Raw genomic sequence first — 19,835 nt, 5'->3', positions numbered from 1 at the left:
CGCGTACTGGGCGTACGCGGGCGATCCCGACAACGCGGCGAGGCGCCGTGCCAGGCGTCGCGGGGCAGGCGGGACTTTCGAAACGCGCCCTAGGCCGGCGCGGGCAGGTAGGGCGCCGCCGAGGGCAGGCTCAGGTCGGACGGCAGCAGGGAGCCCACCCAGCAGTCCCGTCGTACCCCCTGGTTGTTGAGCCCGGAGCGCAGGGTGCCCTCCACGGTGAAGCCGACCCGTTCGGCGACCGCGCGGGAGGCGTGGTTGCCGACCTCGGCGCGCCACTCCAGGCGGTCGACGGCGAGGTGGGTGAAGGCCCAGCGGGCGACGGTGAGGGAGGCCTCGGTCACGTAGCCGTTGCCGCGGTGCTCCTTGGTGGCCCAGTAGCCGATCTCGGCCTCGCCCAGCGACCGCATCGTTATCCCGAGCGTGCCCACGAGGTCTCTTCCGGAGCCGGGGAGGAAGAGGCCGAAGGTGAACATCGAACCGTTGGCCCAGCCCACGGGGACCATGTCCTCGATGAAGCTCCGCGCGTGCTCCGGCAGGTAGGGCGAGGGAAGCTGGGAGAGCCAGCGCTGGATGTCCGGGTCCTGCACGGCCGCGTACACCGCGTCGGTGTCCTGGGGGCCGAGTGCGCGCAGGATCAGACGGTCGGTGGTGAGCGTGACGGGTTCCATCGCCCGATTCTGCTCGGGAGCCGCGAGGGGCGCCATCCCTTTTGCCGGTGTGTGAGGAGATGATCGCGTTTCCCGGTGCGTCAGGGAGTGGTCACAATTCGCGCAAATCGTCGCCGGAACGCGGCACCATCCGCGCCCCCCGGACGTTGTTCCCGTTGAGGCCCCGCGAAGCTGCGGACGGGTGGCCTTGCGGCAGGCACTCCCGGCTCGGCCGTGTCCTCGCATACGATGGCCGTTGCTCAGTACGTCAATGGAAACCGACCGTCCCAGGCCCGACCGGCAAGGAGACCAACCCCCGTGTCCGTCCTCTCGAAGATCATGCGTGCAGGCGAAGGCAAGATCCTGCGCAAGCTGCACCGCATCGCGGGCCAGGTCAACTCCATCGAAGAAGACTTCGTCGCCCTCTCCGACGCCGATCTGCGTGCCCTCACCGATGAGTACAAGCAGCGGTACGCGGACGGCGAGAGCCTGGACGACCTGCTGCCCGAGGCGTTCGCCACGGTGCGCGAGGCGGCGCGGCGCGTTCTCGGCCAGCGGCACTACGACGTCCAGCTGATGGGCGGCGCCGCCCTGCACCTGGGCTATGTCGCCGAGATGAAGACCGGTGAGGGCAAGACCCTGGTCGGTACGCTGCCCGCCTATCTGAACGCGATCTCGGGCGACGGCGTCCACATCGTCACGGTCAACGACTACCTGGCCGAGCGCGACTCGGAGATGATGGGCCGCGTCCACAAGTTCCTGGGCCTGTCCGTCGGCTGCATCCTCGCCAACATGACGCCGGCCCAGCGCCGCGAGCAGTACGGCTGCGACATCACCTACGGCACGAACAACGAGTTCGGCTTCGACTACCTGCGCGACAACATGGCGTGGGCCAAGGACGAACTCGTCCAGCGCGGCCACAACTTCGCCATCGTCGACGAGGTCGACTCCATCCTCGTCGACGAGGCCCGTACGCCGCTGATCATCTCCGGCCCGGCCGACCAGGCCACCAAGTGGTACGGCGACTTCGCCAAGCTGGTCACCCGCCTGAAGAAGGGCGAGGCGGGCAACCCGCTCAAGGGCATCGAGGAGACCGGCGACTACGACGTCGACGAGAAGAAGCGCACGGTCGCCATCCACGAGGCCGGTGTCTCCAAGGTCGAGGACTGGCTGGGCATCGACAACCTCTACGAGTCGGTGAACACCCCGCTCGTGGGCTACCTGAACAACGCCATCAAGGCCAAGGAGCTCTTCAAGCGCGACAAGGACTACGTCGTCATCGACGGCGAAGTCATGATCGTCGACGAGCACACCGGCCGTATCCTCGCCGGCCGCCGCTACAACGAGGGCATGCACCAGGCGATCGAGGCGAAGGAAGGGGTGGACATCAAGGACGAGAACCAGACGCTCGCCACGATCACCCTGCAGAACTTCTTCCGCCTCTACACCAAGCTCTCCGGCATGACCGGTACGGCGATGACCGAGGCCGCCGAGTTCCACCAGATCTACAAGCTCGGCGTGGTCCCGATCCCGACCAACAGGCCGATGATCCGCAAGGACCAGGCGGACCTGATCTACCGCACCGAGGTCGCCAAGTTCGAGGCGGTCGTCGACGACATCTCCGAGAAGCACGAGAAGGGCCAGCCGATCCTGGTCGGCACCACCTCGGTGGAGAAGTCGGAGTACCTCTCGCAGCAGCTCAGCAAGCGCGGCATCCAGCACGAGGTGCTCAACGCCAAGCACCACGAGCGTGAGGCGTCGATCGTCGCCCAGGCGGGCCGCAAGGGTGCGGTGACCGTGGCGACGAACATGGCCGGCCGTGGTACGGACATCAAGCTCGGCGGCAACCCGGAGGACCTCGCCGAGGCGGAGCTGCGCCAGCGCGGCATCGACCCCGAGGAGCACATCGAGGAGTGGGCCGCGGCCCTGCCGGACGCGCTGCAGCGCGCCGAGGAGGCGGTCAAGGCCGAGAAGGACGAGGTCGAGAAGCTCGGCGGCCTGTACGTGCTCGGCACCGAGCGGCACGAGTCGCGTCGCATCGACAACCAGCTGCGCGGTCGTAGCGGCCGTCAGGGCGACCCGGGCGAGTCCCGCTTCTACCTCTCCCTGGGCGACGACCTGATGCGTCTGTTCAAGGCGCAGATGGTCGAGCGCGTGATGTCGATGGCGAACGTCCCGGACGACGTGCCGATCGAGAACAAGATGGTCACGCGCGCGATCGCGTCCGCCCAGTCGCAGGTCGAGCAGCAGAACTTCGAAACGCGCAAGAACGTTCTGAAGTACGACGAGGTGCTCAACCGGCAGCGCGAGGTCATCTACGGCGAGCGGCGCCGTGTCCTGGAGGGCGAGGACCTTCAGGAGCAGGTGCAGCACTTCATGGACGACACCATCGACGCGTACGTGGGGGCGGAGACCGCCGAGGGCTTCCCGGAGGACTGGGACCTCGACCGGCTGTGGGGCGCCTTCAAGCAGCTCTACCCGGTGAAGGTCACCATCGAGGAGCTGGAGGAGGCGGCCGGGGACCGCGCGGGTCTGACGGCGGAGTTCATCAGCGAGTCCATCAAGGACGACATCCGCGAGCAGTACGAGGCCCGCGAGACGCAGCTCGGCTCCGAGATCATGCGTGAGCTGGAGCGCCGGGTGGTGCTGTCGGTGCTGGACCGCAAGTGGCGCGAGCACCTCTACGAGATGGACTACCTCCAGGAGGGCATCGGCCTGCGCGCGATGGCGCAGAAGGACCCGCTGGTCGAGTACCAGCGGGAGGGCTTCGACATGTTCACCGCGATGATGGAGGGCATCAAGGAGGAGTCCGTCGGCTACCTGTTCAACCTGGAGGTCCAGGTCGAGCAGCAGGTCGAGGAGGTGCCGGTCGAGGACGCGAAGCCGGTGGCCGACCTGGAGAAGCACGACGCGGTTCCGGCGCAGGCCGGCGCGCGTCCGGAGATCCGGGCCAAGGGGCTGGACGCGCCGCAGCGGCGTGACCTGCACTTCTCGGCGCCGACCGTGGACGGCGAAGGCGGCATCGTCGAGGGTGAGTTCGCCACGGACGGCGAGCCCGTGCGTTCGGAGGCCGACGGCCTCACGCGCGCGGAGCGGCGCAAGCAGGCCAAGGCCGGCCGTCGCCGCAAGAAGTGACCGGCGCTCTCTGAGAGAGCCGGCAGCGGACCGGTGAGGGCCGGGCACCCCAGGGTGCCCGGCCCTTCGGTTTGGGCTGGCGCCCGTGGTCAGGGCAGGTCGTCGTCCGTGCGGGGCATACGGGGGCCGCCCAGTTCCACCGCCGTGCAGCGCCAGCGCCGGTCCCCGCCCTGCTCCAGGCGGAACGCCATCGCGCGCAGCTGGTCGCCCGCACCGATGCGGGCGAAGGCCTCCACGGCGCCCGGGCGGGGCTCGTAGTAGCCGATGTCGCGCACGACGGGGCGGGCGCCACGGGTGCGCAGCGCGCCGCGCTCGGCGAGCCAGGCGAGCTCGTCGTAGGCCCGGCCCACGGTGTGCCGGAGCATCCAGTGCACGGGTCGCTGCCCGCTGAGAACGGCGAGCAGCCGATCGGCGAACAGATCGGTGGCCACGGGCAGCGACACCGCCCGCACCACGTCCTGAGCACGCGCGCCGACCCCCGCCGCGTGGACGGCCCCCTCGCGGGGGACTACCGCCACGCGGGCTGCCCCGTCGGCGCGGACGTCCGCCGCGCTGACCGCGCCCGCCGTCGCGCCCGCGTCGCCGCCCGGCTCGGGGCCGTAGGAACCCGCTCGACGGGCTCCGGCTGCGCCCGTCGAGCGGCCCGGGGCTGTTCTGGTGGTTGCGCTCGCCGTCCCGGCTGTCGCGTTGGCCGTGGGTGCAGGGTTGGCGCTTGGTTGAGTGGTGTCCCACCTGCGGTCGGCAGCCGCCGGGTTGGCGCCCGGGTGTGCCGTGCCCGTGCGGGCTGCGCTCGTCGAGCGGCCCGGGGCTGTTCTGGTGGTTGCGCTCGCCGTGCGGGCTGGAGCTGTTCTGGTGGTTGCGCTCGCCGGACGGCCCGGGGCTGTTCTGGTGATTGCGCTCGCTGTGTGGTCTCGGGCCGTTCTGGCGCGTGCGGACGTCGTTCGTGTTGTGCGCGTGGTGAGGGGTGCGTCCGGGCTGCGGGACTTGCCCGAATCGGCGGCTGGGCTCGGTGTGCCGGTGGCGCCGGTTGGTCCCGGAACGTGGCCTACCGGCTGACCGACCTCTCCCGGTCCGGGAACGTGTCCTCCCGAGGCGCGCGTGTGGGTGGCCGGGGTGCCGGTCCTTGTGGGTGTGGATGGGGGGCGGGTGTCGCGGGGGCCCGTTGGGTGGGTGGGGTTGTCGTGGGGTGGGGGGTTGTCGTCGGTTGTGCGGGGGAGGGTTCCTCCCGGGGTGCGGGGTGGGAGGCCGCCGGGGCGGCGGGTGTCGCGGCGGCCCGGCGGGTGGGTGCCCGGGCGGCGCTGGGTCCTGGTCATGACCTTGTTCATGAGTCCCCGTTCGATGTCGTTGCCCGGTCCGTACCGGGCAGTAACTTCCTGCTGGGGCTCTTGTACGGGGTCGAGGGCGCCGCGGCAAGGAAGGCGCGGCGCGCGTCGGACCTTGGGTGGGTTCACCTGTACGTGTGATCGCGAGGGCGACGAGCCGTGCGGGGACTGGGGCGGACCGGGTGAGTCGAGGGGCACGCGGTGGACGTGTCGGAGCTGTGGCCGGGGACTCGAAAGAGGGCTCCCGCACGTATCCTGAAGGCCGTCCGGGCGGCGAGCCCTCCGACCACGAAAGCGGCCTGCCATGCGTGTCTACGTCCCCCTGACCCTCTCGGGCCTCGCCGAGGCGCACAAGACGGGGGAGCTGGGGACCGGGGCGCTCACCGCGTACGCCGTGACGCCCGCCCTGCGTGAGTGGTACCTCTCCGACGACATCGAGGAGCTGGAGTACGCCGCGCTGAACCGGGCCGCGCTCGCCGCGCTGCGGCTGCTGGCGCTGGACCCGGGCGCACCGCGACGCCGCGTGGTGGTCGCCGTGGACGTACCCGACGGCACGGCGACGGCCGACCCCGACCGCGGGCTCGACCCGGCCGCGCTCGGCGAGGTACGGGTGGCCGGTCCGGTGCGGCTGGCCAAGGCGGCCGCCGTACATGTCGACTCCGGTGACGCGGAGGCGGACGTGACCGCAGCGGCCGAGGCCCTGGGCGCGGCGGACGCGGGGGACGACGACGCCCAGTTCGTCGTGGACGGGGCAGAGGACCACGAGCTGCTCTGGTACGCCACGCAGGAGATCCCGAACCTCGTCGGGCTCGGCGGCTGAAGCCCGCCGACGGCGACCGCACCACGGGTCGCGACCTGCCGTTCTCCTGATTGTCAGTGGCGGCGGGTACTTTTCCGGTATGGGGAATCAGTCAGGGGCGCACATCGTCTGGGACTGGAACGGCACACTGTTCCACGACAACGACGCGGTCATCGGCGCGACGAACGCGGCGTTCGCCGAGCTGGGCCTGGAGTCGATCACACTGGAGCAGTACCGCGCGCTGTACTGCGTGCCGGTCCCGAAGTTCTACGAGCGGCTGCTGGGCCGGCTGCCCACCGAGGCCGAGTGGGACGCGATGGACGGCGTCTTCCACCGGTACTACTCCGAGCACCGCACCAGATGCACCCTGACCGAGGGAGCCGTGGAGCTGCTCGCCGAATGGACGTCGGCCGGGCACAGCCAGTCGATCCTCAGCATGTACGGGCACGAGGACCTCGTCCCGCTGGTACGGGGCTTCGGGATCGAGGCGCACTTCCTCCGGGTGGACGGGCGGACGGGCCGTTCCGGCGGCAGCAAGGCCGAGCACATGGTGCGCCACCTGGGCGCGCTGTCGGACATGGTGAACCTGGAGCGCACGGTGGTGATCGGGGACGCGGCGGACGACGCGGTGGCCGCGCGGCACGTCGGGGCGCGGGCGGTGCTCTACACCGGCGGTTCGCACAGCCGGGCCAGCCTGGAGGAGGCGGGCGTGCCGGTGGTGGACACCCTCCGGGATGCAGTCGCGGAGGCGCAGCGGCTGGCCGAGTGAGCGGCGCACGGCAACAAGCGTGATGTGACACCGCGAGAAGCGAACGAGGAGTGGGAAGCGTGCAGCGGGAAACGCGGAAGGGGGTGCGCGGCCGAGCCATACGCCGCCTTCGCCGCCACCACCCCTGTGCAGAACGTCAAACTTCCACCCCCAGTTTTGTACACATACGGCTCATGACGGGCCCCCGGTGAGGAGCGATAGCCTGGTGGCGTGATCAGCGCGATAGTTCGCGGGGGCATCGTCGCCTCCGCTGTGCGCCCGGTGAGCACGGACCACATCCGTGTCCGGGCGGCGGTCGCTGGTCCTCGCGGGCGGGAAGGGGCCTCGGCGGCCCTCAGCACGCCGCGTCGTCCACGGGTACAGGCGCGGCGGAGAGCAGCGTCACACCCGTCGGACGCGTCGAAAATGGCTGATATCCCCCCGCTCATCTCACTTTCCGGCATAGCGTCGAAGCACACCGGACACCCCGGGCCGCGGCGTTACGCCGGAGGGGAAGAGACCGTACTTCCTTCTACGTCACGCAACGGCGCGCGACAGGAGCCAGAGGACAATGCAGACCAAGCTGGACGAAGCCAAGGCCGAGCTGCTCGAGAGGGCCGCCCGGGTAGCTGAGAACAGTCCGCTCGGGGAACACATCCCGACCGGGTCGACGGGCGAGGGCACGCCGGACCGGGAGGCCGTGCTCGCGTTCCTCCAGCGTTTCTACCTGCACACCGCCCCCGAGGACCTCGCCGACCGTGACCCGGTCGACGTCTTCGGCACCGCCTACTCCCACTACCGCCTGGCCGAGAACCGCCCCCAGGGCACGGCCAACGTCCGGGTCCACACCCCGACCGTCGAGGAGAACGGCTGGACGTGCAGCCACTCCGTCGTCGAGGTCGTCACCGACGACATGCCCTTCCTCGTGGACTCCGTGACGAACGAGCTGACCCGCCAGGGCCGCGGCATCCACGTGGTGATCCACCCGCAGTTCGTGGTGCGCCGCGACGTCACCGGCAAGCTCATCGAGGTGCTGCCCACCGCGGCGCCCGGCGAGGAGCTGCCGCACGACGCGCACACCGAGTCCTGGATCCACGTCGAGATCGACCGCGAGACCGACCGCGCCGACCTGAAGCAGATCGCCGCCGACCTGCTGCGCGTGCTGTCCGACGTCCGCGAGGCCGTCGAGGACTGGGAGAAGATGCGCCAGGCGGCGACCCGGCTCGCCGAGGACCTGTCCGGTGAGCCGGTGCCCGGCGACCTGCGCGCGCAGGAGGTCGAGGAGGCCCGCGAGCTGCTGCGCTGGCTGTCCGACGACCACTTCACCTTCCTCGGCTACCGCGAGTACCGGCTGCGCGACGACGACTCCCTGGCCGCCGTGCCCGGTACCGGGCTGGGCATACTGCGCGCGGACCCGCCGCACGCCGGCGACGACAGCCACCCGGTCAGCCCGTCCTTCGAGCGACTGCCCGCCGACGCCCGCGCCAAGGCGCGCGAGCACAAGCTGCTGGTGCTGACCAAGGCCAACAGCCGGGCCACCGTCCACCGGCCGTCCTACCTGGACTACGTGGGCGTCAAGAAGTTCAACGACAAGGGCGAGGTCGTCGGCGAGCGCCGCTTCCTCGGCCTGTTCTCGTCCGCCGCCTACACCGAGTCCGTGCGCCGGGTCCCGGTCATCCGCCGCAAGGTCGACGAGGTCCTCGAGCGCGCCGGCTTCTCGCCCAACAGCCACGACGGGCGCGATCTGCTCCAGATCCTGGAGACCTACCCGCGCGACGAGCTCTTCCAGACCCCGGTCGGTGAGCTCCAGGCGATCGCCACCTCCGTGCTGTACCTCCAGGAGCGCCGTCGGCTGCGCCTGTACCTGCGCCAGGACGAGTACGGCCGCTACTACTCGGCCCTCGTGTACCTCCCGCGCGACCGCTACACCACCGGCGTACGCCTGCGGATCATCGACATCCTGAAGGAGGAGCTGGGCGGCACCAGCGTCGACTTCACGGCCTGGAACACCGAGTCTGTGCTCTCCCGGCTGCACTTCGTCGTCCGTGTGCCGCAGGGCACCGAGCTGCCGCAGCTGTCGGACGGCGACAAGGAGCGCATCGAGGCCCGCCTGGTCGAGGCCGCCCGCTCCTGGACGGACGCCTTCTCCGAGGCGCTGACCGCCGAACTCGGCGAGGAGCGCGCCGCGGAGCTGCTGCGCCGTTACTCGGGCGCCTTCCCCGAGGGCTACAAGGCCGACCACACCCCGCGCGCCGCGGTCGCCGACCTGTGCAACCTCGAGCAGCTGAACGAGGACAAGACCTTCGCGCTGAGCCTGTACGAGCCGGTGGGCGCCGCCCCCGAGGAGCGCCGGTTCAAGATCTACCAGAAGGGCGGCTCGGTCTCCCTGTCCGCCGTGCTGCCGGTGCTCAGTCGGCTCGGCGTCGAGGTCACCGACGAGCGGCCGTACGAACTGCGCTGCGCGGACCGTACGACGGCGTGGGTCTACGACTTCGGTCTGCGGATGCCGAAGGTGTCCGGCGGCACCGGTGACCACCTCGGCGACGACGCCCGTGAGCGCTTCCAGGACGCCTTCGCCGCCGCCTGGACGGGCAAGGCGGAGAACGACGGGTTCAACGCCCTGGTGCTGGGCGCCGGTCTGACCTGGCGCCAGGCGATGGTGCTGCGCGCCTACGCCAAGTACCTGCGCCAGGCGGGCTCGACCTTCAGCCAGGACTACATGGAGGACACCCTCCGCAACAACGTCCACACCACCCGGCTGCTGGTCTCCCTGTTCGAGGCGCGGATGTCGCCGGAACGCCAGCGCGCCGGGCACGAACTGGTGGACGCGCTGCTGGAAGAGGTCGACGCGGCCCTGGACCAGGTGGCCTCCCTCGACGAGGACCGGATCCTGCGGTCCTTCCTCACCGTCATCAAGGCGACCCTGCGCACCAACTTCTTCCAGGAGGCGCAGGGCGGCGGGCCGCACGAGTACGTCTCCATGAAGTTCGACCCGCAGGCCATCCCGGACCTGCCGGCGCCGCGCCCGGCGTACGAGATCTGGGTGTACTCGCCGCGCGTGGAGGGCGTGCACCTGCGCTTCGGCAAGGTCGCCCGCGGCGGTCTGCGCTGGTCCGACCGGCGTGAGGACTTCCGCACCGAGATCCTCGGCCTGGTCAAGGCGCAGATGGTGAAGAACACCGTCATCGTGCCGGTCGGCGCCAAGGGCGGTTTCGTCGCCAAGCAGCTGCCCGACCCGGGCGTGGACCGGGACGCGTGGATGGCGGAGGGCGTCGCCAGCTACAAGACCTTCATCTCGGCGCTGCTCGACATCACCGACAACATGGTCGCCGGCGAGGTCGTGCCCCCGCAGGACGTCGTGCGGCACGACGGCGACGACACCTACCTGGTGGTCGCCGCCGACAAGGGCACGGCGCGGTTCTCGGACATCGCCAACGAGGTCGCTCAGTCGTACGACTTCTGGCTCGGCGACGCCTTCGCCTCCGGCGGCTCCGCGGGCTACGACCACAAGGGCATGGGCATCACCGCCCGCGGCGCCTGGGAGTCGGTCAAGCGGCACTTCCGGGAGCTGGGCGTGGACACCCAGACCCAGGACTTCACGGTCGTCGGCATCGGCGACATGTCCGGTGACGTGTTCGGCAACGGCATGCTGCTGAGCGAGCACATCCGGCTGGTCGCCGCCTTCGACCACCGGCACATCTTCATCGACCCCGACCCGGACGCGGCCGTCTCCTACGCCGAGCGCCGCCGCCTGTTCGAGCTGCCGCGCTCCTCGTGGGCGGACTACAACGCCGAGCTGCTCTCGGCCGGCGGCGGGGTGTTCCCCCGTACGGCCAAGTCGATCCCGGTCAACGCGCACATCCGCGAGGCCCTCGGCATCGAGGCCGGCGTCACCAAGCTGACCCCGGCGGACCTGATGCGGGCGATCCTCAAGGCCCCGGTGGACCTGCTGTGGAACGGCGGCATCGGCACGTACGTCAAGGCGTCCACCGAGTCCCACGCCGACGTCGGCGACAAGGCCAACGACGCCATCCGCGTCGACGGCCGCGACCTGCGGGTCCAGGTCGTCGGCGAGGGCGGCAACCTGGGCTTCACCCAGCTCGGCCGGATCGAGTGCGCGATGCAGGGCGCCCGGATCAACACCGACGCCATCGACAACAGCGCCGGCGTGGACACCTCCGACCACGAGGTGAACATCAAGGTCCTGCTCAACGGCCTGGTCGCGGACGGCGACATGACCGTCAAGCAGCGCAACAAGCTGCTCGCCGAGATGACCGACGAGGTCGGCGCCCTGGTGCTGCGCACCAACTACGCGCAGAACACGGCGATCGCCAACGCGCTCGCCCAGTCCAAGGACATGCTCCACGCCCAGCAGCGCTTCATGAAGCACCTGGTGCGCGAGGGCCACCTGGACCGGGCGCTGGAGTTCCTGCCCACGGACCGGCAGATCCGTGAGCGGCTGGCCGCCGGGCACGGACTGACCGGTCCGGAGACGGCCGTCCTGTTGGCGTACACGAAGATCACGGTCGCCGAGGAGCTGCTGCACACCTCGCTGCCGGACGACCCCTACCTGCGCAGCCTGCTGCACGCCTACTTCCCGACCGCGCTGCGCGAGCAGTTCACCGAGCGGATCGACAACCACCCGCTGCGCCGCGAGATCACGACGACCGTCCTGGTCAACGACACGGTCAACACGGGCGGTACGACCTATCTGCACCGCCTGCGGGAGGAGACCGGCGCGTCCCTGGAGGAGATCGTCAGGGCGCAGACGGTGGCCCGCGCGATCTTCCGCTCGGCGCCGGTGTGGGACGCGGTCGAGGCGCTGGACAACAAGGTCGAGGCCGACGTCCAGACCCGTATCCGCCTGCACTCGCGCCGACTGGTCGAGCGCGGCACGCGCTGGCTGCTGAACAACCGGCCGCAGCCGCTGGAGCTCGCCGAGACCGTCGCGTTCTTCTCCGAGCGGGTCGGGCAGGTGTGGGCGGAGCTGCCCAAGCTGCTCAAGGGCGCGGACCTGGAGTGGTACCAGCAGGTCTACGACGAGCTGTCCGGTGCCGGCGTCCCGGACGAGCCGGCCACGCGCGTGGCCGGGTTCTCCTCCGCCTTCCCGGCGCTCGACATCGTCTCGGTGGCCGACCGCATGGGCAAGGACCCGATGGACGTCGCCGAGGTGTACTACGACCTCGCTGACCGCCTCCACATCACCCAGCTGATGGACCGCATCATCGAGCTGCCGCGCGCCGACCGGTGGCAGTCCATGGCCCGTGCAGCGATCCGCGAGGACCTGTACGCGGCGCACGCGGCACTGACCGCGGACGTGCTGGCCGCAGGCAACGGCACCGCCACGCCGGAGCAGCGCTTCAAGGTGTGGGAGCAGAAGAACGGGGCGATCCTGTCCCGGGCGCGTGCCACGCTCGAGGAGATCCGCGGCTCGGACGCGTTCGACCTGGCCAACCTGTCGGTGGCGATGCGGACGATGCGCACGCTGCTGCGGACGCACTCGTAACGCGCGAGCGGCCGACCCGTACCCGAGGGCGCCCCGGACCTTTCCGGTCCGGGGCGCCCTCATGCCGTCTTCCCGCCGTGGTTCACGAAACGCCGCACGCCGAATTTACCCTTTCCTGCTAAACGGGATCATTCGTATAAAGTTGCCGCGTGACTGTGAACCTCACCGAGCGCCGCCCGGTCGCGCCCGCGCCTGTACGCGTGCGGTCATGGAATACGGCATTCCACTCCCTCGGCAGTCGCACCTGGCTCTTCCGGCACGATGCGCACCACGCCGACTGAGGCACCGTCAGCGGGCACGACCGTCCCCCGCCCGCCGGCTGCCACAGGAGGGGCCTACGCGCTTCACGCGGCCGCCGCGTTACTCGTCGCCCTGCTGCTCCTGGTGATCGTCCGGTTGCCCTGGGCCGGTGACCTGGGCATGCACGCGGCGACCATTCAGCGGCTGCGCCACAACCTGTTCCACCCCGGCAATCCGCTCGTCGACGCCGACACCCCGAGCCCGTACTACTCGCCGTGGATGCTGCTGCTCGGCTGTGTCGCCCGGGCCGGCGGTCTGTCGGTGTTCGTCGTGCTGCGGCTCGCCGCGCTCACCGGGCTCACGTTGCTGGCGACGGGCGTGTGGCGGTACGTCAGGACGCTGAGCGCGCACCGGGCCGCGCCCGCCCTGGCCGCCCTGAGTCTGGTTCTCCTGTGGGGTACGGAGCTCATCAACTGGAGCGGCTTCCTCTCCCTCAACTCCCTCGCGCTGACGGTGTCGTATCCCAGCGTGTTGGCCCTCGGCCTCGCCTTCCACCACTGGGCCTGGCTCACCCGGGCGCTGCACGCGGCGGCCGGGTGGGAGGTGTGGCTGGGGCTCGGGGCGCTGTGGGCGCTGATCCTGCTGTGCCATCAGTTCACCGGGTTCGTCGCCACACTCGGCGGTCTGGCCATGGTGCTCGCGGCCCGGCCCCCGCGTGCCCTGTGGCCGCGGCTCGCGGCCGGGGCGGCCCTGGGTCTGCTGGTGCTGTGGCTGTGGCCGTACTACGACTTCTTCGCCCTGTTCTCGGCCGGACGCGATCTGGAGGAGGTGCACCGGGCGCTCTACACGCGCTTCCTCGGCCGCTACTGGCTCGCCCTGCTCGGAGTGGCCGCGCTGGTCCTGCGGTGGCGGCGCGACCGGCGGGACCCGCTGGTGATCTTCTTCGTGCTGGGCACGCTGGTCTGCGCGACGGGCTTCGCCACCGGCCACTACGCCTGGGGCCGGACGCTGCCCGCCGCCCTCGTCCCGGCCCAGCTCGCCGCCGCGCTGGAGGTGGTGCAGGGCGGCCGGCGGGTCGTGCGGACCCGCTGGGCGTGGGTGCTGGGCGGCGCGCTGGCCCTGGGCGCGTGGACCCAGGCCGGCGTGCTCGGGTACGCCATCGGGCGCGCGGCGCTGCCGGACGTGCTGGCGGCCGGCTACACCCCGACGTGGACCGGCTACTACTGGATCACGCCGTACGTGAAGCACGGGGACGTGGTCATGGCCCGGGACCTGCCCTCCCGGCTGATCCCGGCCTACGGCCCGTACACCGTCGCCCCCGGCTACCCGGACTTCTTCCTGCCGGACGAGTCGCGGCGCGAGTGGGCGGTGCGGCGCTACTACACGCGCCGCACGCCGGAGGCCGTACGCAGGGACATCCTGCGCACCTATGACGTGCGCTGGGTCGTGGACGGAAGCAGGCCTCGCCACGACCCCGAACTGCGCGCGGTGACCCATGGCCCGGGCGGCCAGGTCCTGTACGCGGTCACGCCCTGACCGACCCGCCGGACGCGGGGCGGCGTGAGGCTATCGCTTGGTCTTCTTCTTGTCGGGGCCGCCCGTGAAGGCCTCGTAGGCCTGGAGGACCTCCTCGGTGGGGCCGTCCATGCGCAGTTCGCCGCGTTCCAGCCACAGGACGCGTTCGCAGGTGTCGCGGATGGAGGCGTTGCTGTGGCTGACCAGGAACACCGTGCCGGCCTGCGCGCGCAGCTCGCGGATCCGCTTCTCCGAGCGCCGCTGGAAGGAACGGTCGCCCGTGGCCAGCGCCTCGTCGATCAGCAGGACGTCGTGGTCCTTGGCGGCGGCGATGGAGAAGCGCAGCCGGGCGGCCATGCCCGAGGAGTACGTGCGCATCGGGAGCGTGATGAAGTCGCCCTTCTCGTTGATGCCGGAGAAGTCGACGATGTCCTGGTAGCGCTCCTTGATCTCCTCGCGGGACATGCCCATGGCCAGTCCGCCGAGGAGGACGTTGCGCTCGCCGGTCAGGTCGTTCATCAGCGCCGCGTTCACGCCGAGCAGCGAGGGCTGGCCGTCGGTGTAGATCCTGCCGTTCTCCACGGGCAGGAGTCCGGCGACCGCCTTGAGCAGCGTCGACTTGCCGGAGCCGTTGGTGCCGATCAGGCCGATGGCCTCGCCCTTGTAGGCGACGAACGAGACCTTCTTGACCGCGTGCACCCGGCGTACGCCGGCCGCCTTCTCGGCCTTCTCGCGGCGCAGGATCCGGTTGAGGGCGGCGGTCGCCGAACCGCGGCCGGAGCCGGTGCCGTTGACCCGGTAGACGATGTCGACCCCGTCGACGACGACGGTGGGAATCCTGTCGGTGCTCAGCTCAGCCACGGCCGTAAGTCTCCTCAGCCTTCCAGAAGTAGATGAAGCCGCCGACCCCGGCGAACAGCGCCCAGCCCAGCGCGTACGCCCACACATGGTGGGGGAGCTGGTGCGCCTTGAAACTGTCGATCAGCGCGAAGCGCATCAGGTCGATGTAGACGGCGGCCGGATTGGACTGCAGCAGCACCTTCAGCACGTGCGGCATGTTGCCGTGGTCCAGCGTCTTGTCGATGCTCCACATCACACCGGAGACGTACATCCAGGTGCGCAGGAGGAACGGCATCAGCTGGGCGATGTCCGGCGTCTTGGCGCCCATCCGGGCCATGATCATGGAGACGCCGGCGTTGAACACGAACTGGAGCAGCAGCACCGGGACGGCCAGCACCCACGACATGGTGGGCGTCATGCCGAAGCAGAGCAGGATCGCCAGGAGGGCGACCATCGAGAACAGCAGTTGCTGGAGCTGCTGAAGCGCGAAGGAGACCGGCAGCGCGGCCCGCGGGAAGTGCAGGGCCCGCACCAGGCCGAGGTTGCCGGAGATCGCCCGGGTGCCCGCCATGATCGAGTTCTGTGTGAACGTCCAGATGAACACGCCCGTCACCAGGAACGGGATGTAGTCCGCCACGCCGCGGCTGGTGCCCATGAGAATGCCGAAGATGAAGTAGTACACCGCCGCGTTCAGCAGCGGGGTGGCGACCTGCCAGATCTGGCCGAGCTTCGCCTGGCTGTACTGGGCGGTGAGCTTGGCGGTGGCGAAGGCGCTGATGAAGTGGCGCCGCGCCCACAGCCGGCGGACGTACTCGGGCAGGGAGGGGCGGGCGCCGCTGACCGACAGGCCGTGGCGGGCGGCGAGCGCCGCGAGGTCGTCCTCGGCCGGGGCCGGGGTGTGGGGCGGTGTGTGGAGGACCTGGCTCACATCCGCTGCTTTCGCTCGGGGGAGGTGGTGCGGGGGTCCGGCTCCGTGTCGCCGTTCGTTTCCTTACGGTTCTCTTCACGTTTTCTTACGTCGGAACGGGACCGTATCGTCGCAACGTGAGCGTACGGCGAAGTGACGCCGCAACGCAACCGTTTCGTCGTAACGCCCTATGCTTGGGCCCATGACGACGAACGCCGACGAGCCCCAGACGCGCCCCCGCCGCAGGGTCCCCGCCGGGGCGGCCGTGCTCCGGGAGGACGTGACGGAGGCGATCCGGGCGGCGGTCTTCGAGGAACTGGCGTCCGTCGGCTACGCGCGGATGTCCATCGAGGGGATCGCGCGGCGCGCCGGCGTCGGCAAGACGGCCGTCTACCGCCGGTGGCGCTCCAAGCTGCACCTGGTGCTGGACATCGTCTCGGCGCTCGCCGTGCAGGGCCTGCCCGCGCCGGACACCGGCTCCCTGGAGAGCGACCTGCGGCTGCTGTACGAGGTGACCTCCCGGGCCCTGCGTCACCCCATCGCCTCGCAGATCATCCCGGACCTCCAAGCGGAGGCGGCCCGCAACCCGGACATCGCCGAGGCCATGCGGAAGGCCCTGCGCGACGGTCAGGAGAGCGTGGCCAGCAGCATCCTGGCGGCGGCCGAGCGCCGCGGCGAGATCCGCGCCGGTCTGGACCGGGACCTGACCCTCGACCTGATCTCGGGCCCGCTGTACTGGCGCGCGGTCGTCATCCGCACGCCGAAGCTCCCCAAGGGCTACCTGGACGCCCTCACCCGGGCGACGGCCGAGGCGATCAAGGCCCTCTGACACGGAGTTCCCGCGCCCCGGGGCCGGTCTTCGACGTCACCGGGGGCGACCGCATCCGGCGGCACGCCGCCACCGAGCCCGGGCTGAGTCAGCCGCCCACCGTGAGCGGAGCACACCGCGGGTGGCCGCCCCCGCGGCCGTCCCCCGCCTGCGGGGCCGTGCCGCGGGGTTCCGGTCTGGCTGGTCGTGGTCCGTCCGGTGCGGGCCGTCCGTCCGGGCCGTGGGATCGCAAGCCCGTGCGCTCGCCGGTTGACCTGGTCTGGGCGGGGCGTCGTCCGGTGCGCGGCCTGTCCTGTTCGGCCCCTGTGGTCGTTGCCCTGGCCGACCTGTGAGGGGGCTCGCCAGGCGTGTGCCGGCCCGTCGTCGGTGTATGAGGACGCCACCGGTCTCCCTCCTGCGGGGCCGTGCCGCGGGGTTCCGGTCTGGCTGGTCGTGGTCCGTCCGGTGCGGGCCGTCCGTCCGGGCCGTGGGATCGCAAGCCCGTGCGCTCGCCGGTTGACCTGGTCTGGGCGGGGCGTCGTCCGGTGCGCGGCCTGTCCTGTTCGGCCCCTGTGGTCGTTGCCCTGGCCGACCTGTGAGGGGGCTCGCCAGGCGTGTGCCGGCCCGTCGTCGGTGTATGAGGACGCCACCGGGTCCGCGGAAGCGGGGCCGGTGGCGTTGGGTGGTGGGGGTCAGGTGCGGGCAGCCTGGGGGTGGTGGTGGAGCCAACCCTGCCAGGCTGAGGTGATCATGTCGTGGAGGTCGCGCCTGGCCTTCCAGCCGAGTTCCGTGGCGATGCGGTCGGCGGAGGCGACGACGCGGGCGGGGTCGCCGGGGCGGCGGGGGGTGACCGTCGGGGGGCTGTCGTAGCCGGTGACGGCGTTGATCGTGTCGATCATCTCGCGCACCGAGACGCCCTCGCCGCGGCCGATGTTCAGGGTGAGGTCGAGACCGGGGTCGGAGCGCAGGGCGCGAGCCGCGACCACGTGGGCCTCCGCGAGGTCCGCCACGTGGATGTAGTCACGGATGCAGGTGCCGTCCGGCGTGGGGTAGTCGTCTCCGAAGACGCGCGGGGGCGCGTGCTCGGTCAGTCGTTCGAAGACCATGGGGACCAGGTTGAAGACGCCGACGTCCGCCAGTGGCGGGCTCGCCGCGCCCGCCACGTTGAAGTACCGCAGGGACGCCGTGGAGAGCCCCGTCGCCCGGCCGGTCGCGCGCACCAGCCACTCGCCGGCCAGCTTCGTCTCGCCGTAAGGCGACATCGGCACGCACGGCGTCTCCTCCGTGACCAGATCCACGTCCGGCATGCCGTACACGGCCGCCGAGGAGGAGAACACGAAGGCCCCGACCCCGGCCGCCGTCACCGCCTCCAGCAGGACCCGCAGGCCCTCGACGTTCTCCCGGTAGTAGTGCAGGGGCCGGTCCACCGACTCACCCACCTGCTTCTTCGCCGCCAGATGGACGACACCGGTCACCTCGTGCTCGGCGAGGGCACGCGCCACCCGATCGCTGTCCAGAGTGGAGCCCACGACCAGCGGGACGTCCCGCCGGACACGCTCGGCGATGCCGGTGGACAGGTCGTCGTACACCACCGCCCGCTCGCCCGCCTCGGTCATCGCGTGGACGACGTGCGCTCCGATGTAGCCGGCGCCGCCGGTGATCAGCCAGGTCATGCGGGCGTCTCCTCGTCAGTCGGCCCAGGTCGTCGTGTGGATGCGGGTCGTGGTGCGCTCATTGGGGCGCGGCCCGGTGGAGCAGGCGGCGCAGTCTGCCGCGCAGCACGGACGTCACCCCGCGCAGTCCCGCCGCCAGCCGCAGCGCCAGCGCGCCGGAATGCGTGACGTACGGCTGGACCAGCAGGACGCCGTAGCGCAGGCTCGGCACGACGCGGCGGCGCAGCAGACCGCCGCCCGCGCGCGCGTGCGCCGTCACCTCACGGCTCGTGCCGTCGGCGAAGCACACCCGCAGCCGCAGGTCCCAGGTGCCGGCCCCCAGCCCCGCGAGGTCCACGCCCGTCTCGGCCGACCAGGTGCCGTCCTCGGACGGCGTGAGCGGGACGGTGGCGCTCTGGACCGTGCGCCCCGCCTCACGGTGCCGCCACTCCACCTCCAGGGCCTCGGGCCCGGCGGACGCCACCCTGCCGTACAGGTCGTGCAGGCGCAGCCACAGCACGCTGGTACCCGCGTACGGGCGCAGTTCCGCGTCCACGGCCAGGGGCAGGACGTGGACCGGCCGGACCAGGTAGGGCTCCAGGCTGATCTGGGGGAGGTCGTCCGCCCAGACGGGGGTGCCGTCCTTGTCCCGGGCGTAGGGCGGGCACAGACGGGCCGGGCGGGCGGCGAGCTCCTTCAGACGCGGCAGATCGCGCGGCTCGGGCGACGCGAGAATCACCCGTCCGAGGAGGCGCCCGGAGGCCGTCGGGTTGACGGCCCAATCGGCCGCGTCGAACTCGCCGAGGTACTGCCGGGTGTGCTCCCACCAGGCGCGCCGGTACTCCGCGTCGCGCAGGCTCAGCTCACGCGCGTACATGCGCAGCTCGTGGTCGAGGAACTTGGCGCGCGCCGCCCGCGCGAGCTCCTTCTGCCCGGCGTTCAGAAGGATGTCGTACGCCGACCGGCTCGCCTCGGTGCGTGCCTGCCAGTTCTCGATGTTCGCGCGGTCCAGCGAGATCGACAGCTGCCCGGCGGAGCGGCGCACATTCCACACGTACACCTGGTCCGGGACAAGGGCCATGCGCGGTTCGGCGGCCAGCACACGCGCGTTGAACACGAAATCCTCGTACGGGTAATGGCCCTCCGGGAAGCGGATCGCGTGCTCGCGCAGGAAGTCGGTGCGATACAGCTTGTTGACGCACAGGGTGTCGTGCACGAGACGCGGGAGCTGCGCGGGGCTGGTGAGGACGGCGCCCTCGCTGTAGAGCTTCAGCTGCCACGGCACCTCGCGCCCCGAGGGCAGCTCACGGCGCACGCACAGACCGCTCACGACCTCGGCCTGCTCCTCCCGGGCGGCGGCGAGCAACGCGTCCACCGCGCCCGGCGGCAGCACGTCGTCGCTGTCGAGGAACATCACGTACGGCGTCGTGACCGCGTCGATGCCGGTGTTGCGCGGGGTGCCGCAGCCGCCGCTGTTGTCCTCGCGCCGGATCACCCGCACTCGCGGTTCGGCCGTGGCCAGGCGGTCGAGCAGCTCGCAGGTGCCGTCGGTCGAGCAGTCGTCGACGGCGACCACCTCTCTGACGGAGGGGCCCTGCGCGAGAGCCGAGCGCACAGCGTCGGCTATGTGGGCGACGTCGTTGTAACCGATCACGACGACGCTGACGTCGGTGGCCTGGTCGGAGTGCAGAGGCATGGAGTCCACGAGCGGGAATA

General features: G+C 71.0%; 12 protein-coding genes. 6 read left to right on the top strand and 6 right to left on the bottom strand.

Annotated elements, in window-relative coordinates; genetic code table 11:
• Positions 1-89 precede the first annotated feature (89 nt).
• Entirely contained in the window at positions 90-668 is a 579-nt protein-coding gene (locus ACFY4A_RS11485; RefSeq protein WP_390829184.1) for a GNAT family N-acetyltransferase, read from the bottom strand.
• Positions 669-965: 297 nt separating this feature from the next.
• Here ACFY4A_RS11485 and secA point away from each other — a divergent pair, with 297 nt between their 5' ends.
• Entirely contained in the window at positions 966-3,782 is a 2,817-nt protein-coding gene (gene secA / locus ACFY4A_RS11480) for a preprotein translocase subunit SecA (protein WP_390829183.1), read from the top strand.
• An 89-nt stretch (positions 3,783-3,871) separates the two neighbouring features.
• Here secA and ACFY4A_RS11475 read toward each other — a convergent pair whose 3' ends face one another.
• The gene (locus tag ACFY4A_RS11475) at positions 3,872-4,300 is read right to left on the bottom strand and encodes an Rv3235 family protein (protein ID WP_390829182.1); all 429 of its coding nucleotides are present in this window, start codon (positions 4,298-4,300) and stop codon (positions 3,872-3,874) included.
• Between the two features lie 1,108 nt (positions 4,301-5,408).
• Here ACFY4A_RS11475 and ACFY4A_RS11470 point away from each other — a divergent pair.
• From ACFY4A_RS11470 to ACFY4A_RS11455, 4 genes are all read left to right on the top strand, one after another.
• On the top strand, positions 5,409-5,924 hold the full coding sequence (locus tag ACFY4A_RS11470) for a DUF6912 family protein (RefSeq protein ID WP_390829181.1): 516 nt from the start codon (positions 5,409-5,411) through the stop codon (positions 5,922-5,924).
• A 79-nt stretch (positions 5,925-6,003) separates the two neighbouring features.
• A complete protein-coding gene (locus ACFY4A_RS11465) occupies positions 6,004-6,672 on the top strand; it encodes an HAD family hydrolase (protein ID WP_390829180.1) in 669 nt (222 codons plus the stop codon).
• Positions 6,673-7,222: 550 nt separating this feature from the next.
• Positions 7,223-12,157: an NAD-glutamate dehydrogenase gene (locus tag ACFY4A_RS11460; protein WP_390829179.1), complete on the top strand. Its 4,935-nt coding sequence runs from the start codon at positions 7,223-7,225 to the stop codon at positions 12,155-12,157.
• Between the two features lie 261 nt (positions 12,158-12,418).
• Positions 12,419-13,933: a hypothetical protein gene (locus tag ACFY4A_RS11455; protein ID WP_390829178.1), complete on the top strand. Its 1,515-nt coding sequence runs from the start codon at positions 12,419-12,421 to the stop codon at positions 13,931-13,933.
• Between the two features lie 30 nt (positions 13,934-13,963).
• Here ACFY4A_RS11455 and ACFY4A_RS11450 read toward each other — a convergent pair whose 3' ends face one another.
• Positions 13,964-14,791: an ABC transporter ATP-binding protein gene (locus ACFY4A_RS11450; protein ID WP_390829196.1), complete on the bottom strand. Its 828-nt coding sequence runs from the start codon at positions 14,789-14,791 to the stop codon at positions 13,964-13,966.
• Positions 14,766-15,680 carry an ABC transporter permease gene (locus ACFY4A_RS11445; RefSeq protein ID WP_390829177.1) on the bottom strand — a complete coding sequence of 305 codons (915 nt, stop codon included), beginning with the start codon at positions 15,678-15,680 and terminating at the stop codon, positions 14,766-14,768. Before ACFY4A_RS11445 ends, ACFY4A_RS11450 begins: the two co-directional genes overlap by 26 nt.
• 169 nt (positions 15,681-15,849) lie before the next feature.
• Between ACFY4A_RS11445 and ACFY4A_RS11440 the strand changes: the two genes are divergently transcribed.
• Positions 15,850-16,488, top strand: a complete 639-nt coding sequence (locus tag ACFY4A_RS11440) for a TetR/AcrR family transcriptional regulator (protein ID WP_390829176.1) — start codon at positions 15,850-15,852, stop codon at positions 16,486-16,488.
• 671 nt (positions 16,489-17,159) lie between these two features.
• Here ACFY4A_RS11440 and galE read toward each other — a convergent pair.
• Both galE and ACFY4A_RS11430 read right to left on the bottom strand, forming a co-directional pair.
• The gene (gene galE / locus ACFY4A_RS11435; RefSeq protein ID WP_390829175.1) at positions 17,160-18,140 is read right to left on the bottom strand and encodes a UDP-glucose 4-epimerase GalE; all 981 of its coding nucleotides are present in this window, start codon (positions 18,138-18,140) and stop codon (positions 17,160-17,162) included.
• Positions 18,141-18,198: 58 nt separating this feature from the next.
• Positions 18,199-19,815 (bottom strand): glycosyltransferase family 2 protein, encoded by a 1,617-nt coding sequence (locus ACFY4A_RS11430; protein WP_390829195.1) that lies wholly within the window; start codon positions 19,813-19,815, stop codon positions 18,199-18,201.
• Between the last annotated feature and the right edge of the window lie 20 nt (positions 19,816-19,835).

The organism is Streptomyces sp. NPDC001292, assembly GCF_042896465.1.
Lineage (GTDB): Bacteria > Actinomycetota > Actinomycetes > Streptomycetales > Streptomycetaceae > Streptomyces.
The sequence above is the reverse complement of the archived record's forward strand: the minus strand, read 5'-3'. Positions and strand labels throughout refer to the sequence as shown.